The organism is Paracoccus salipaludis, assembly GCF_002287065.1.
Lineage (GTDB): Bacteria > Pseudomonadota > Alphaproteobacteria > Rhodobacterales > Rhodobacteraceae > Paracoccus > Paracoccus salipaludis.
Map to the genome: position 1 here is coordinate 1 of NZ_NSJZ01000009.1, position 14,114 is coordinate 14,114.

At 67.9% G+C, this 14,114-nt stretch carries 16 protein-coding genes; 4 read left to right on the plus strand and 12 right to left on the minus strand.

Going from position 1 to position 14,114, the window contains the following annotated elements:
- The 4 genes from CK240_RS11140 to CK240_RS11155 all read right to left on the minus strand — a co-directional run.
- A partial coding sequence (locus tag CK240_RS11140; RefSeq protein ID WP_135058825.1) for a transposase occupies nucleotides 1-184 on the minus strand: 184 nt, incomplete at its 3' end.
- Between the two features lie 640 nt (nucleotides 185-824).
- A complete protein-coding gene (locus CK240_RS11145) occupies nucleotides 825-1,931 on the minus strand; it encodes a magnesium transporter CorA family protein (RefSeq protein ID WP_167650025.1) in 1,107 nt (368 codons plus the stop codon).
- Between the two features lie 432 nt (nucleotides 1,932-2,363).
- Nucleotides 2,364-2,954: a peptidylprolyl isomerase gene (locus tag CK240_RS11150; RefSeq protein ID WP_095640426.1), complete on the minus strand. Its 591-nt coding sequence runs from the start codon at nucleotides 2,952-2,954 to the stop codon at nucleotides 2,364-2,366.
- The gene (locus CK240_RS11155) at nucleotides 2,947-3,453 is read right to left on the minus strand and encodes a peptidylprolyl isomerase (protein WP_095640427.1); all 507 of its coding nucleotides are present in this window, start codon (nucleotides 3,451-3,453) and stop codon (nucleotides 2,947-2,949) included. Before CK240_RS11155 ends, CK240_RS11150 begins: the two co-directional genes overlap by 8 nt.
- Nucleotides 3,454-3,623: 170 nt before the next feature.
- Between CK240_RS11155 and CK240_RS11160 the strand changes: the two genes are divergently transcribed.
- The gene (locus CK240_RS11160; RefSeq protein WP_095640428.1) at nucleotides 3,624-4,826 is read left to right on the plus strand and encodes a phosphoglycerate kinase; all 1,203 of its coding nucleotides are present in this window, start codon (nucleotides 3,624-3,626) and stop codon (nucleotides 4,824-4,826) included.
- Nucleotides 4,827-4,873: 47 nt separating this feature from the next.
- Here CK240_RS11160 and CK240_RS11165 read toward each other — a convergent pair whose 3' ends face one another.
- Complete coding sequence (locus CK240_RS11165; RefSeq protein WP_095640429.1) at nucleotides 4,874-5,164, minus strand: hypothetical protein; 291 nt, start codon at nucleotides 5,162-5,164, stop codon at nucleotides 4,874-4,876.
- 187 nt (nucleotides 5,165-5,351) lie between these two features.
- Here CK240_RS11165 and CK240_RS11170 point away from each other — a divergent pair, with 187 nt between their 5' ends.
- The gene (locus CK240_RS11170; RefSeq protein ID WP_095640430.1) at nucleotides 5,352-6,281 is read left to right on the plus strand and encodes a class I fructose-bisphosphate aldolase; all 930 of its coding nucleotides are present in this window, start codon (nucleotides 5,352-5,354) and stop codon (nucleotides 6,279-6,281) included.
- A gap of 194 nt (nucleotides 6,282-6,475) precedes the next feature.
- Nucleotides 6,476-7,564, plus strand: coding sequence for a signal recognition particle-docking protein FtsY (gene ftsY, locus CK240_RS11175; protein ID WP_095640431.1), 1,089 nt, complete (start codon nucleotides 6,476-6,478; stop codon nucleotides 7,562-7,564).
- 96 nt (nucleotides 7,565-7,660) lie between these two features.
- On the opposite strand, the gene CK240_RS11180 is transcribed toward ftsY, so the two are convergent.
- From CK240_RS11180 to hisS, 5 genes are all read right to left on the minus strand, one after another.
- The gene (locus CK240_RS11180; protein ID WP_095640432.1) at nucleotides 7,661-7,930 is read right to left on the minus strand and encodes a DUF2171 domain-containing protein; all 270 of its coding nucleotides are present in this window, start codon (nucleotides 7,928-7,930) and stop codon (nucleotides 7,661-7,663) included.
- A gap of 70 nt (nucleotides 7,931-8,000) precedes the next feature.
- On the minus strand, nucleotides 8,001-8,294 hold the full coding sequence (locus tag CK240_RS11185) for a hypothetical protein (RefSeq protein WP_095640433.1): 294 nt from the start codon (nucleotides 8,292-8,294) through the stop codon (nucleotides 8,001-8,003).
- 64 nt (nucleotides 8,295-8,358) lie between these two features.
- The gene (hisG, locus tag CK240_RS11190; protein WP_095640434.1) at nucleotides 8,359-9,051 is read right to left on the minus strand and encodes an ATP phosphoribosyltransferase; all 693 of its coding nucleotides are present in this window, start codon (nucleotides 9,049-9,051) and stop codon (nucleotides 8,359-8,361) included.
- Complete coding sequence (locus CK240_RS11195; RefSeq protein ID WP_095640435.1) at nucleotides 9,045-10,112, minus strand: ATP phosphoribosyltransferase regulatory subunit; 1,068 nt, start codon at nucleotides 10,110-10,112, stop codon at nucleotides 9,045-9,047. The genes hisG and CK240_RS11195 overlap by 7 nt, the downstream gene beginning before the upstream one ends.
- Nucleotides 10,109-11,590 carry a histidine--tRNA ligase gene (gene hisS / locus CK240_RS11200; protein ID WP_095640436.1) on the minus strand — a complete coding sequence of 494 codons (1,482 nt, stop codon included), beginning with the start codon at nucleotides 11,588-11,590 and terminating at the stop codon, nucleotides 10,109-10,111. The genes CK240_RS11195 and hisS overlap by 4 nt, the downstream gene beginning before the upstream one ends.
- Nucleotides 11,591-11,637: 47 nt before the next feature.
- Between hisS and CK240_RS11205 the strand changes: the two genes are divergently transcribed.
- Nucleotides 11,638-11,838, plus strand: coding sequence for a SlyX family protein (locus CK240_RS11205; protein ID WP_095640437.1), 201 nt, complete (start codon nucleotides 11,638-11,640; stop codon nucleotides 11,836-11,838).
- A gap of 36 nt (nucleotides 11,839-11,874) precedes the next feature.
- Here CK240_RS11205 and CK240_RS11210 read toward each other — a convergent pair whose 3' ends face one another.
- Nucleotides 11,875-12,480 carry a DUF4177 domain-containing protein gene (locus tag CK240_RS11210; RefSeq protein ID WP_095640438.1) on the minus strand — a complete coding sequence of 202 codons (606 nt, stop codon included), beginning with the start codon at nucleotides 12,478-12,480 and terminating at the stop codon, nucleotides 11,875-11,877.
- Nucleotides 12,481-12,565: 85 nt separating this feature from the next.
- Complete coding sequence (gene gatB / locus CK240_RS11215) at nucleotides 12,566-14,080, minus strand: Asp-tRNA(Asn)/Glu-tRNA(Gln) amidotransferase subunit GatB (protein ID WP_095640439.1); 1,515 nt, start codon at nucleotides 14,078-14,080, stop codon at nucleotides 12,566-12,568.
- Nucleotides 14,081-14,114 lie beyond the last annotated feature (34 nt).

Consider the following 14,114-nt stretch of genomic DNA (forward strand, 5'->3'; position numbering starts at 1 on the left):
TGTAGAGGGTCTTGGCAGGCCCGTATTCCTTCGGCGCATCACACCACCGCAACCCATTGCGGTTGATGAAGATTATGCCGCTGAGAACGCGGCGATCATCGACGCGGGGCTTGCCATGACTCTTGGGAAAGAACGGCTTCAGGCGTTCCATCTGGGCATCGCTCAGCCAGTAAAGATTGCTCATCGATCAGGTCTCCTGGCGGAGCCTGAATCATGCCAAACGCCTGAAATCAATGGGTCTGGAGCCTAAGAGCAGGTCAGTGCATCGGCCACCCGTCCTGGTCAGGTCTTGGCTCCACTGCCGCACAAACGCGACGCGAAACCCGCTTCTGACTGGATCTCAGCTTTGCGACTGGATCAGTCCAGAGCGGGGAGACAGCCGGCGTCGCCCCTCTCCAAGCATCCGCAGCGGCGGCTAAAGGCAGTCATGGACAAGCCATCACGGCACATGAGGGCTTGCCGTTCGGCTCGGATCCTGCAGTCCGCAATCCCGGTGCTACCCACAAGATGGAAGGGGGGAGTTCCTTCCGGCGTCAGAGGGTCGTGCAGGAACTGCGAGTGCAGGAGCGCGTTCGCGTCCACGGGCGATCCGAGCAGGGCATGACGTTCGCCAACGAATTGCAGCCTCGGACCGGATCGCCCCCGCGCCCCCTGTCTTCTGCGAAGTCGGTCAGAGACGGGTGGAGTCGGCATGTCCCACGTCGTCTGAAACTTTGCCCGCCGCAGGCGTTCCGATTGCCGGCGCGGCAGGCATCATGACCAGTCCGCGCAACGCCGGGAAACCGGAAGGACCGGCTCTTGCCACGACAGGTCGTGGGCTGACCCTAGAGCCAACCTTTCTTCTTGAACCACCAGTAAGGAAGGCTCGCAGAAACAACCATCATCACCAGGGCCAGGGGATAGCCGATCCGCCAGTCGAGCTCGGGCATATGCTCGAAGTTCATGCCGTAGATCGTGCCGACCAGAGTCGGTGGCAAGAACAGGACGGCCGCGATCGAGAACACCTTGATGATCGTGTTCTGCTCGATGTTGATGAGGCCCAGGGTGGCATCCTGAAGATAGGAGATCTCGGCCTCGACCCGTGCCTCATGCTCGGACAACGAGCGGAGGTCGCGCTCGACCGCCTTCAGGCGCTGCAAGGTGCCGTTCCTGATCCATGGAGCCGCGGCGCGCGCAAACAGGACGAGGCGGTTCATGCCCAGAAGGCTTTCGCGCAGGATCGCCAGCATGCGGTTCCGCCGGCCGAGGCGAAGCAGCAGGGTGCGCATTTCGGCGCTGTGCTCTTCCGAGTTCTGCGTGGTGGCTTCGGGGTAGAAGATCAGGTCGGAAATCGCGCCCACATCGCTCTCGGCGGCTTCCAGAAGATCGGCGATCCGCTCGATGATGCTTTCAAGCAGCGCGACGAACACGACACCGGAGGACGCGTATTGCTCGGGCTGCCTGGCTTGCCGGGCCTCGAAGGCACGGAAGGGCATGAGATCGGAATAGCGTACCGTGATCAGCCGTTGCTCGGTCAGGACAAAGGTGGTCTGTGTGCGCATCGGCCGGTTCGTGGTGGCCTTGTCGATCAGCGTGACGGTCATGATCAACGCGCCCGCCTCTTCATAAAGGCGCGACGATTCCTCGATCTCGGCCATCTCCTGCCGGGTCGGCACCTGAAGACCAAGCATGGCCTCGACCGCTTCCTCCTCGTCCTGCGTCGGATTGTGCAGATCGATCCAGACCAGGTCTTCGGGCAAGGGCGGGTAATCGGTGTCTGTCAGGGACACGGGGCCCGCAGAGATCGTGTGCAGCGTCAGCATCAGACGCCGGATGCCTGAAGTGCCGCCGCAGGGTCGATGACGAGGGCAGCCCCGGATGGCGAAAGGTTGGAGGCAGTCATGAGGCACCTTCAGTGATGATATCCTGTTGCGGACGGGACGCCCGAGCACCCGCGCGCCTCTCGAACAGCAGTTCTTACGTTAGCAGGTGCCTGAGGCGGGACGAATCTGTTGTTTCATGGGGCGCGTCGAGAGACGACGGCGGCGTCCCGCCCCTCAGGAGGATCGCAGGCTCCGAAGCGGGCCGTTGTCATTCTTGTCCGAAGGGCACCGCTTGCCGCGCTTCCGCCGATCGGCAGGACGCCTTCGTGGGCTCCGTCGAACATTCCGAATATCCTTGCGGACATGCCGTCGTGCCGGCGTCTTCCGGGCAACTGCCGACTTTCGCCTGCGCAGCAAGCACCGACCATGGCGACAGCCTCGACGCCGGGACCTCATCGGTGGAAGATCAGGAACCTTCCATTCACTCGTCCGGGCACCCGGCCCCCGGACAGCAGCGCGCCGATGGCGAGGCCCCCGCGGGTGGCGAGGGCCCGAGCAACATCATTCGACGATGGTGACCTTGGCCATGTAGTCCGGCCCTTCCACCGCGCCGTTGGCGTTCTGGTCGCCCTTCTTGATCGCGTTCAGCACGTCCCAGCCTTCGACCAGTTGGCCCACGACCGTATATTGCCCGTCCAGGAAGGGTGCGGGCGCCAGGTCGATGAAGAACTGGCTGTTGGCGCTGTTGGGGTCCTGGCTGCGCGCCATGCCCACGGTGCCGGCCTGGAAGCTCTGGTCGTTGAACTCGGCCGAAAGGTCGGCCAGATCCGATCCGCCCATGCCGGCGCGGGTCGTGTCGCCGCCCTGCTTGCCGAACTGGACGTCGCCGGTCTGGGCCATGAAGCCGTCGATCACGCGGTGGAACACCACGCCGTCATAGGCCCCCTGCTTCGCGAGCGTCACCAGCCGCTCGACGTGTTTCGGCGCCTTTTCGGGCAGCAGGTCCAGGACGATGGTGCCCTTGGTCGCGCCCGAAGCATCGGCGACCTCGATCACCATGTTGGGGCCCGGACCGTCGGCCGCCTGCGGGGCCTGGGCGGACGCCATGCCGGCCGACAGGATCAAGGCCGAGGAGATCAGCAGCTTACGCATCGGCCGCCACCTTCATCGAGACGATGCGGTCGGGATTCGCCGGCGGCTCGCCGCGGGCGATCTTGTCGACGTGCTCCATGCCTTCGATCACCTGACCATAGACGGTGTATTGCCCGTTCAGGAAATCATTGTCCTTGAAGTTGATGAAGAACTGGCTGTTGGCGCTGTTGGGGTTCTGCGACCGGGCCGCGCCGATGGTGCCGCGCGCATGCGGCAGGCGCGAGAACTCGGCCGGCAGGTCCGGCAGGTCCGATCCGCCCGTGCCCGCGCGCCGCGCGTCCCAGCCCTTTTCCATGTTGGCGTGCTGGACGTCGCCGGTCTGGGCCATGAAGCCCTCGATCACGCGGTGGAAGGCCACGTTGTCGTATTTCCCGGCGCGCGCCAGTTCCTTGATGCGGGCTGTGTGCTTGGGGGCGACATCGGGCAGAAGCTCGATCACCACGCGGCCGTCCTTCAGCTCCATGATGATCGTGTTTTCCGGGTCCTTGATCTCGGCCATCGGAGTTCCTTTCGTTCGTGCGGCATCGGTCTAGGGCTGCCGCGGCACCGACGCAACGCATCAGGGCCGCCATGGGTCCGGCCGGCCCGACCGGAGTTGACGCAGAGTTGACGCGCGCCCGCGCTTGACGGACAAACACCCGCAAATCCGCAAGGCAGGAAGGATGCCCGATGGCGCGCTTCAATACCATTGACGACATGGATCTGGATGGAAAGGTCGTCCTGACCCGTGTGGACCTGAACGTGCCCGTGGAAAACGGCCGCGTGACCGACGCCACGCGGATCGAGAAGATCGTCCCCACCGTCAAGGCGATCCAGAAGAAGGGCGGCATCCCGGTGCTTCTAGCCCATTTCGCGCGCCCCAAGGGCAAACGCGTCGATGAGATGAGCCTGCGCCAGATCGTTCCCGCGCTGGAACAGGCGCTGGGCCAGCCTGTCGCCTTCGCCGCCGAGGCGATCGGGGGAGAAGCCAAGCGGGCGGTCGCCGCGCTCAAGCCGGGGGACGTGCTGCTGCTGGAAAACACCCGCTTCTACCCGGGCGAGGAGGCGAACGAGCAGACCTTCACCGCCTCGCTGGCCGCACTGGGACAGGCCTATGTGAACGACGCCTTCTCGGCCTCGCACCGGGCCCATGCCTCGACCGAAGGGCTGGCGCGCCTGATCCCGGCGGGCGCCGGCAAGCTGATGGAGGCCGAGCTGAACGCCCTGGACGCGGCGCTTGGCAACCCCGAACGCCCCGTGGTCGCCGTCGTGGGCGGGGCCAAGGTGTCCACCAAGCTGGACCTGTTGTCGAACCTCATCACCAAGGTCGAGCACCTGGTGATCGGCGGCGGCATGGCCAACACCTTCCTGGTGGCCCAGGGCATCGAGGTCGGGAAAAGCCTGGCCGAGCGCGACATGGCCGATACCGCGCGCGACATCCTGTCCAAGGCGCAGGGCGCGGGCTGCACCATCCACCTGCCCGTGGACGTGGTCGTCGCGCGCGAGTTCAAGGCGGGCGCCCCCAGCGAGGTCGTCTCGGCCAATGCCTGTCCCCCCGACGCGATGATCCTGGACGCCGGACCCGAAACGGTTGCGCAGATCCGCGAGGTGTTCGCCCAGTGCCGGACGCTGGTCTGGAACGGCCCGCTGGGCGCCTTCGAGATCGAACCCTTCGATGCGGCCACCAACGCGGCGGCGGCAGCGGCGGCGGAACTGACCCGCGCGGGCAAGCTGATCTCGGTGGCCGGCGGCGGCGATACGGTGGCCGCGCTGAACAAGGCCGGCGTGGCTGCGGACTTCACCTTCATCTCGACTGCGGGCGGGGCCTTCCTGGAATGGATGGAGGGCAAGGACCTGCCGGGCGTCGCGGCCCTGATCGCCGCCAAGCGCTGAAAAGAAGAAGGGCGGCCCATGCGGCCGCCCTTTCCGTGTGAGCAGGCTCAGTTGCTCGTGCCTGCCGGGGCCGAGCCTGCGCCTGCGGGCGCCGAGGCGGTGCCCGGCTCGGCGTCGGTCCCTGCTGAAGCGTCGTTCCCGCTTCCGCCGGCGGTGCCTGCGGCGGCATCCGTGCCGGGCGCCACGACCTCGACGTCGCCCCCCTCGGGCTCGTCGCTTCCCATCGAGGAAAACAGCAGGAACGCGACCAGCGCCAGGCCGATCGCGGTGCCGATCGCCCAGAGCGCCGGCCGGTGCCTGCGGGCCGACCTTTCCGGGATGTTGTCATTGTGGGACATGTGCCACCTTCCTGTTCCGATGCACGGGATGCCGTTCTTCTCTCGCAAACGTGGATGCCCTGCCCCGCGTTCCGTCGCAGGTCGCCTTTGCCGGCGGCCGCGTGCGGCCGTTAGCGCAATCGCCCCTTTCCCTTGTCCCGCCGTCTGATATGGCATCGCCGACCATGACCACAGCAGGGGCTGTCCGATGCAGATGACCGATACCGTCAAGAAGATCCTCGCCAACTACGAAGGTGAAAATCCCGGCGTGAAGGCCAACCTGGCCCGCATGCTGATGACCGGCAAGCTGGCCGGCACCGGCAAGATGATCATCCTGCCCGTGGACCAGGGTTTCGAGCACGGACCCGCCCGCAGCTTTGCCAAGAACGTGGCCGGCTATGATCCCCACTACCATTACCAGCTGGCGATCGACGCGGGGCTGAACGCCTATGCCGCGCCGCTGGGCATGATCGAGGCGGGCGCCGACACCTTCGCGGGCCAGATCCCGACCATCCTGAAGTGCAACTCGGCCAACTCGCTGATGTCGGACACTGCCGGCAAGAACCAGGCCGTGACCGCGACCGTGCAGGACGCGCTGCGCCTGGGCTGCTCGGCCATCGGTTTCACGATCTACCCCGGTTCGGACATGGCGCTGGACATGTTCGAGGAGATCTCGGAAATGCGCGCCGAGGCAGCATCGGTCGGCATTCCCACGGTGATCTGGTCCTATCCGCGCGGCGAGGCGATCACCAAGGACGGTGAGACCGCCATCGACATCGCGGCCTATGCGGCCCAGATCGCGGCGCTGCTGGGCGCGCATATCATCAAGATCAAGCTCTCGACCGACTTCCTTGAGAACAAGGAAGCCCGGAAGGTCTACCAGGAGCAGGGCATCGACATCTCCACGCAGGCCGCCCGCGTGCGCCACTGCATGGACGCGGCCTTCGGCGGCCGCCGCATCGTGGTCTTCTCGGGCGGCGCGGCCAAGGGTTCGGACGCGGTCTACGAAGACGCCATCGCCATCCGCGACGGCGGCGGCAACGGCTCGATCATCGGCCGCAACAGCTTCCAGCGTTCGCGCGCCGACGCGCTGGAGATGCTGGGCAAGCTGGTGGACATCTACCTCGGCAAGGCCTGAGGCATTCCGATCCGATCGGGCGGGCGGCGAGGATCTCGCCGCCCGTTTTCGTTTGCACCGTTGTCAGGGGGGCGCTGCCCCCGCCGCCTGACGGCGGCTCCCCCGGGATTTTTGAGCGAAGAAGAAGTTTCCTGCGGGGTTTTCCTTTGGCGCAGGACTGAATAGCTTGTCGGGCCAAGCGAAAGGGCGGTCTCATGTCGTTTTTCTCGAAGCTGCGCGAGCGGTTGACGAAGTCCTCGTCGAAGATCGGCGCGGGACTGGACAGCATCGTGTCCGAGGGAGCGGCCGAGGCGCCAGCGGCGGCGCCCGTGGCACCGCCGCCGGCTGCCCCGGTTCCGCAAGCGCCCGTCCCGACCCCGGCACCCGCAGAGGCCGCGCCCCAGCCTGCGGCGGAAAGCCGTCCCGGCCTGATGGGCCGCCTGTTCGGCCGCACCGAGGCCGCGCCGCCCGAGCCCCGGCGCGAGCTGGACGACGCGATGCTGGAAGAGCTTGAGGACATGCTCATCTCGGCCGACATGGGCACAGACACGGCCCTGCGTGTGACCGCGAACATCGCCGAGGGCCGCATGGGCCGCCGGATCAGCGCGACCGAGCTGAAGCAGGCGCTGGCGGACGAGGTCACGCGGATCATGACCCCTGTCGCGCGTCCGCTGCCGCTGTATCCCAAGCGCCCGCAGGTCGTGCTGGTCGTGGGCGTCAACGGCTCGGGCAAGACGACCACCATCGGCAAACTGGCCAGCCAGTTCAAGGCGGCGGGCAAGAAGGTGGTGATCGCCGCGGGCGACACCTTCCGCGCGGCGGCGGTCGAGCAGTTGCAGGTGTGGGGCCAGCGGGCGGGCGTGCCGGTGATGGTCGCCGCGCAGGGTTCGGACCCTGCGAGCCTCGCCTATGACGCCATGACGCGGGCCGAGGCCGAGGGCGCGGACCTGCTGCTGATCGACACGGCGGGGCGCCTGCAGAACCGCGCCGACCTGATGGAGGAACTGGCCAAGATCGTCCGCGTGATCCGCAAGAAGGACCCCTCGGCCCCTCACAACACCCTGCTGGTGCTGGACGCGACCACCGGCCAGAACGCGCTGAACCAGGTGGAAACCTTCCGCAAGCTGGCCGACGTCAGCGGGCTGGTGATGACCAAGCTGGACGGCACGGCGCGGGGCGGCGTGCTGGTGGCGCTTGCCGACAGGTTCGGGCTGCCCATCCATGCCATCGGCGTGGGCGAGCAGATCGACGACCTGGATGCCTTTGACCCGGGCGAGTTCGCGCGGGCACTCGTGGGGCTGTAGGACCCGACGGCGCGTGCCGCCCTTCTGATCGCGACCCCGCGCGATCCGGCCCGCCGCGTGACGGTGGCAGGCCGGAGGCTCATGGAAGGGAAATGGTCAGCCGCTGAACTCGGCCGGCGACCCGTCCTCTTCCTCGAACAGCTGGCGGGCGTTCACGGCATCTGCCGACAGCCAGACCTTGCCGCCATCAAGCGAGGCGACGGCGGCAAGTTGCACGTAATGGTGATGCGGCTCATCCTGCCCGTGCTGCGCGTCCTTGCGCGCCATCTTGATGCGATCGCCCTGCACGTGATCGACCTTGCCGATGTGCACGCCGTCTGCGCCGACGATTTCCATGTGTTCGGTGATCTCGCTCGCACTCACCATCTTGGGGCCTCCTGCTGCCAAGGCATCTGTCGCCTCGGCCCCCAACGCAGGAACGCGGCATGGGGATCCCTTATTCCCCTGCCGCCTCATCCCTGGGGGCGAAGGGCACAGTCAGTTCTGCCGTCCCGTCGCGCTTGTCGTAGATGCAGACCATGCGCTCGGCGCCTTCCGCCACGCGGGTCGAGACGATTGCCGCGCCGAAACGGTCAGATCCGAACGGATTGACCTCGATGGTTGCCGTTTCGCCCCGGGGAACCAGCGCTTGGCACTTCGCCAGCACGTCCCCACGGAAGGCCTGCCATGCATCCTCGGACGAGGCGACTGCGGGGCTGGCCAGAACGGCAAGGGCGATGAGGCTGCGCATGGAACTTCCCCGTTTGGCGGGCCGAACACGCACGCCGGGTCAGGCCTTTCGCTTGCAACCCTGCTCAGGCGACATGCGGTGGCAGCCCCAGATGCGCGGCGAGCTCGGCCGTGGCGCCCGTCTCGACCGCGCGGCGGTTGGCGACCAGCGTTGCCTGGCTTTCATGGATCACCGCATCGGGCAGGATCTTCAGGTGGTTCGCGCGCAGCGTCTCGCCGGTCGAGGTGATGTCGGCGATGGCCTCGGCGGTCAGGTTGGCCACCGTGCCCTCGGTCGCGCCCTGGCTGTCCACCAGCTGATAGTCCGCGACCTCGTGTTCCGACAGGAAGGCGCGCACCAGCCGGTGGTACTTGGTCGCGATCCGCAGCCGGAAGCCATGCGCCGCGCGGAAGTCGCGGGCGATCGAGGCGAAGTCGTCCAGCGTCTCGCAGTCGCGCCAGCAGGCCGGCACGGCCAGCACCAGGTCGGCATGGCCGAAGCCCATGGGCGCAAGCTCGACGACATCCGACCGCCAGCCGGCGAGCTTTTCGCGAATCAGGTCGGACCCGGTGACGCCCAGGTGGATGCGGCCGGCGGCAAGCTCGCGCGGGATCTCGCCCGCCGACAGCAGCACCAGCGACAGGCCTTCGACGCCTTCGGCCCGGGCGGCATATTCGCGGTCAGACCCGCTGCGCGACAGGCGGATGCCGCGTCCTGCGAACCAGTCGAAGCTCTGCTCCATCAGGCGGCCCTTGGAGGGCAGGCCCAGCTTCAGCATGGCGCGCACTCCAGTTCCGCGACAAGGCCGGGGCGGATGATGCCGCCGACGGCGGGGATCGCCTCGCCCTGCCCCAGCACGCGGGTCAGCGCGTCGTAACGGCCGCCCGAAGCGACCGGGGGCCAGTCGGGCCGGCCCTCGGCGGTAAAGCTGAAGGTCATGCCATCATAATATTCCATCGTGTGCCGCCCGTGGCTTGCGTCGAAGCGGATCGCCGCCGGATCGATGCCGCGCGCCGCGATGGCGTTCAGGCGGGCCGACAGGCGCTCGACGGCCTCGGCAATGGCGGGGATATGGTCCGCAAGGATGCGCAGCTCGTCCAGCGCCGTGGGCGCCGGTCCGGCCACCGAGAACAGCCGGTGCAGGCGGGTGCGCCAGGCAGGGTCCAGCGGTGGCCCTTCGGCGCCGGCCTCGAGCCGCGAGATGCGCGCCTCCATCTCGGCCTCGGACCGCAGGCCGGTCCAGGGGGCACCGTTGATGGCGAAATGGCGGGGCGGCTCGACGGCCGAGAAGCGGTCGAGCAGACGCTCGAACCGCCCGGGCCGCCAGATGTGATGAGCCAGCAGTGCGCGGCGCGGGGCCGACAGCGGCAGACCGGCGACAGCATCCAGCAGCAGGTCCATGTCGCCCATCGTGGCCGACAGGCGGCAGGGCGCCAGGATGCCGTGGAACAGGGCGAAGACCTCGGCATCTGCATCGGGAGCGCGCGAGAAAAGCTCGAACCCGGCCTGAAGATACTCATTGTCGCGCGGATGGGCGGGACGGGTGTCGCCGTGGTCCTGCTTGCGGAACACCTCGCCCAGGTAGCAATAGCGCGCGGGCTCGGCGCCCTGGGCCATGTGCATCTCGACCACCGGCACGGTGAAGTCCGGACGCAGGGCGACCTCGCCCCGGATGGGGTCGGTGGTCAGGTAGGCGCGGGCGCGGATGTCCTCGCCATACAGGTCCAGCAGCGTGTCGGCCGGCAGCAGGATGTCGGGCGCGACCTCGACCGCACCGGCCGCGCGGAAGGCGTCGAGGATGCGGCGGCCCACAGCCGACTTGGCGGTGCGGGGGATCATCGCGCCAGCATCTCGCGCACGGTGGCGATCACCGCCCCGCGCGGGACCTCGACCTGAGCGGGCTGGGATTTCCACTCCTCGACAGAGGCTTGCGCGGCGATCTTCGCGCCGAGGATGAGATCCTTGACCTGCACCACGCCGCGCGCGGCCTCGTCCGCGCCCTGGATGATGGCGATGGGCGCGGCCCGCTTGTCGGCATACTTGAGCTGGTTGCCGAAGTTCTTGGGATTGCCAAGGTAGACCTCAGCCCGGATGCCAGCGGCCCGCAGTTCCGCCGCCATGGCCTGATAGTCGGCCATGCGGTCGCGGTCCATGACGGTGACGACAACCGGCCCCTGCGCCTCGGTCCCGGCCAGCCCCTTCTCGCGCAGCGCGGCCAGCAGCCGGTCCACGCCGATGGAGACACCCGTCGCGGGCACCTTCTGCCCGGTGAAGCGTTCCACCAGGTCGTCATAGCGCCCGCCGCCCGCGACCGAGCCGAACTGGCGCTTGCGGCCCTTGTCGTCGAGGATCTCGAAGGTCAGTTCCGCCTCGAACACCGGGCCGGTGTAATAACCGAGACCCCGCACGACCGAGGGGTCGATCACCACGCGGTCCGCGCCCATGCCCATCGCATCCAGCATCGCCGCGATCTGGGCCAGCTCGTCCACGCCCTCGGCACCCACAGCCGAGCCGCCCACGGCGGCGCGCAGGTTCTGCAGCGTCGTGGCGTTGTCGTCGCCCTTCGAGGTCAGGAAGCGCAGCACGGGTTCGGCCTGCGAGGCGTCCAGTCCCACACCCTCGATCTCGGCGCCGGATGCGTCGGTGCGCCCGGTGGTCAGCAGCTCGCGCACGCCGGCCTCGCCGACCTTGTCGAACTTGTCGATCTGGCGCAGCACATCGGCGGCCTGCTCGGGCTGGACACGCGCGGCTTCCAGCACGCCGTTCAGGACCTTGCGGTTGTTCACCCGCACCAGATAGTCGCCGCGGGCGATCCCCGCCGTTTCCAGCGCATCGGCCAGCATGGCGATGATCTCGGCATCCGCCGCGACGCTGGCCGCGCCCACGGTGTCCGCGTCGCACTGGTAGAACTGGCGATAGCGCCCCGGCCCCGGCTTCTCGTTCCGCCACACCGGCCCCATCGCATAGCGGCGATAGGGCGAGGGAAGGTCGTTGCGATACTGCGCCGCGACCCGCGCCAAGGGGGCCGTCAGGTCATAGCGCAGCGCCAGCCAGTCGCCGGAACCGCCGCCGGGCACCGCTTCCTCCTGCCAGGCAAAAACCCCCGCGTTCGGGCGGTCCACGTCGGGCAGGAACTTGCCAAGCGCCTCGACCGTCTCGACCCCGCTGGTTTCCAGCGCCTCGAAGCCGTGCAGGTGATAGACGGCGGCGATGCGGTCCAGCATCGCCTTGCGTTCCGTCACCTCTGGCCCGAAATAGTCGCGGAAGCCCTTGGGCGTTTCGGCGCGCGGGCGGCGCGGTTTCTGATCCTTGGCCATGCGGGTATCCTTCAGGTCGCGGGCTTCGATTAGCGGAAGGGGGCGGCATGGACAAGTTGCAGGCGCTGGAAGAACGGATCGCCCACCTTCAGCGCACGGTCGAGGACCTGTCGGACGTGGTCACGCGGCAGGCGGCCGAGGTCCGCGCCCTGTCGCGCCGCGTCGGCCTGCTGATGGAACGCGAGGCCGAGCGCGAGGCCGCCGAGGGCACGATCCCGCTGGCCGACCAGCGGCCGCCGCACTGGTGAGCGCGCCCGCTTGCTGAGGCGCGCACGGCCGGGCGTTTACCGTTCCGCCGGGCCGAGGCGGCTGGTGCCGCCGGGCATGGGTTCCGAAAAGATGCCGCCCGCCTTCGGCTCGGGCCGCTGTGCCGCCAGCGGCGGCCGCTGGACGAAGGGCGGCGGCTCGGCCGGACCCTCGGTGCGGTCGGGATCGAAGCCGGGCTCGTCATAGTCGTCCACCCGCGCGGCCTCGGCCCTGGCGGGCTCGGACAGGGTTTCCTCGGCCGGCTCGCCGTCCGGCCAGTCCGAGGGCGGCTCGGACCCGGGCGCGGGGGCGGGCTGCGCCGCCGCCGCCAAGGGCCGCAGCGCGGGCCCTGCCTCGTGCGAGGCGGCAAGCGGGCGCGCCGCAGCCCACTCGTGCTGCGGATAGGCAGGGGCCAGCGCGCGGCGGAAGACCAGCACGTTGTGATAAACGGTGGTGCGGCTGGTCAGACCGCTGCGCTCCTCGCAGGGCAGCGTCTCGGCCCGGACATATTCCCAGCCGGCCTGCGCCATGCGGTTCATTTCCATGGTCAGCGCATGGGCGAAGCGCTCGGCCCCGCTGCGGGCGCCCCGGACCTTCTCGCCCCGGTTCGGCGCGGGCAGGACGGTGTATTCATAGGCTTGCATCGCGGGCTCCTTGCGCTGGATCGCTTCGGGTGCAGCCGAACGCCCCGCCCCCGGCCCGCGTTTCGGGCCCGGACGCGGGGACGCCTCAGAGCCCGAGCTTCTTCGCCACCATCTCATTGACTGCCGCCGGGTTGGCCTTGCCGCCCGTCGCCTTCAGCACCTGCCCCGTGAACCAGCCGGCAAGCTTGGGGTTCGCCTTGGCCTTTTCCACCTGCGCGGGGTTCGCGGCGATGATCTGATCGACCGCCGCCTCGATCGCGCCAAGGTCGGTGACCTGCTTCATGCCGCGCGCCTGCGCGATCTCGGAAGGCTCGCCGCCCTCGGTCCAGACGATCTCGAACAGGTCCTTGGCCATCTTGCCCGAAATCTCGCCGCTGGCGATCAGGTCCAGAACGCCGCCAAGCTGCGCCGAGGACACCGGGCTTTCGCCGATGGACAGCCCTTCCTTGTTCAGCCGCCCGAACAGCTCGTTGATGACCCAGTTCGCGGCCTGCTTGCCGTCGCGGCCCCGTGCCACCACCTCGAAGAAGTCGGCATTCTCGACCTCGGCCGTCAGCACGCCTGCGTCGTATTCCGACAGGCCCAGTTCCGTGACAAAGCGCGCCTTCTTCTCGTCCGGCAGTTCCGGCATCGTGGCGGCGATGTCGTCCACCCACCCTTGCTCGATCTCCAGCGGCAGCAGGTCGGGGTCGGGGAAATAGCGGTAGTCGTGCGCTTCCTCCTTCGAGCGCATCGACCGCGTTTCGCCCTTGTCCGGATCATACAGGCGCGTTTCCTGAACAACCGTTCCGCCATCCTCGATGAGGGCGATCTGGCGGCGGGCCTCATAGTCGATGGCGGCCTGGATGAAGCGCAGCGAGTTCATGTTCTTGATCTCGCAGCGCGTGCCCAGGACGGAATGGTCGCCGGTGGCCTGGAAGCGTTCGTAATCGCCCGGCTTGCAGACCGACACGTTCACGTCGGCGCGCAGGTTGCCGTTCTGCATGTTGCCGTCGCAGGTGCCCAAGTAGCGCATGATCTGGCGCAGCTTGGCGACATAGGCGGCCGCTTCCTCGGGGCCGCGGATGTCGGGGCGGCTGACGATCTCCATCAGGGCGACGCCGGTGCGGTTGAGGTCCACGAAGCTCAGCGCCGGGTCCATGTCGTGGATCGACTTGCCCGCGTCCTGTTCCAGGTGGATGCGCTCGATCCGCACGCGGCGGGCAACGCCGGGCGCCATATCCACGATGATCTCGCCCTCGCCCACGATGGGGTGGTAAAGCTGGCTGATCTGATAGCCCTGCGGCAGGTCCGGGTAGAAGTAGTTCTTCCGGTCGAAGGCCGAAACCAGGTTGATCTGCGCCTTCAATCCCAGCCCGGTGCGGACCGCCTGCGCCACGCAGAACTCGTTGATGACCGGCAGCATCCCCGGCATTGCCGCGTCCACGAAGCTGACGTTCGAGTTCGGCTCTGCCCCGAAGGCCGTCGACGCGCCGGAAAACAGCTTGGCGTTGGACGCGACTTGCGCGTGGACCTCAAGCCCGATGACCAGTTCCCAGTCTCCCTTGGCCCCGGCGATGACCTTGGGTTCGGGGGCGGTATAGGAAAGGTGGTCCAGCATCTTCGTCTCCGGCAGCGTTGGGTTGGTTTCTATT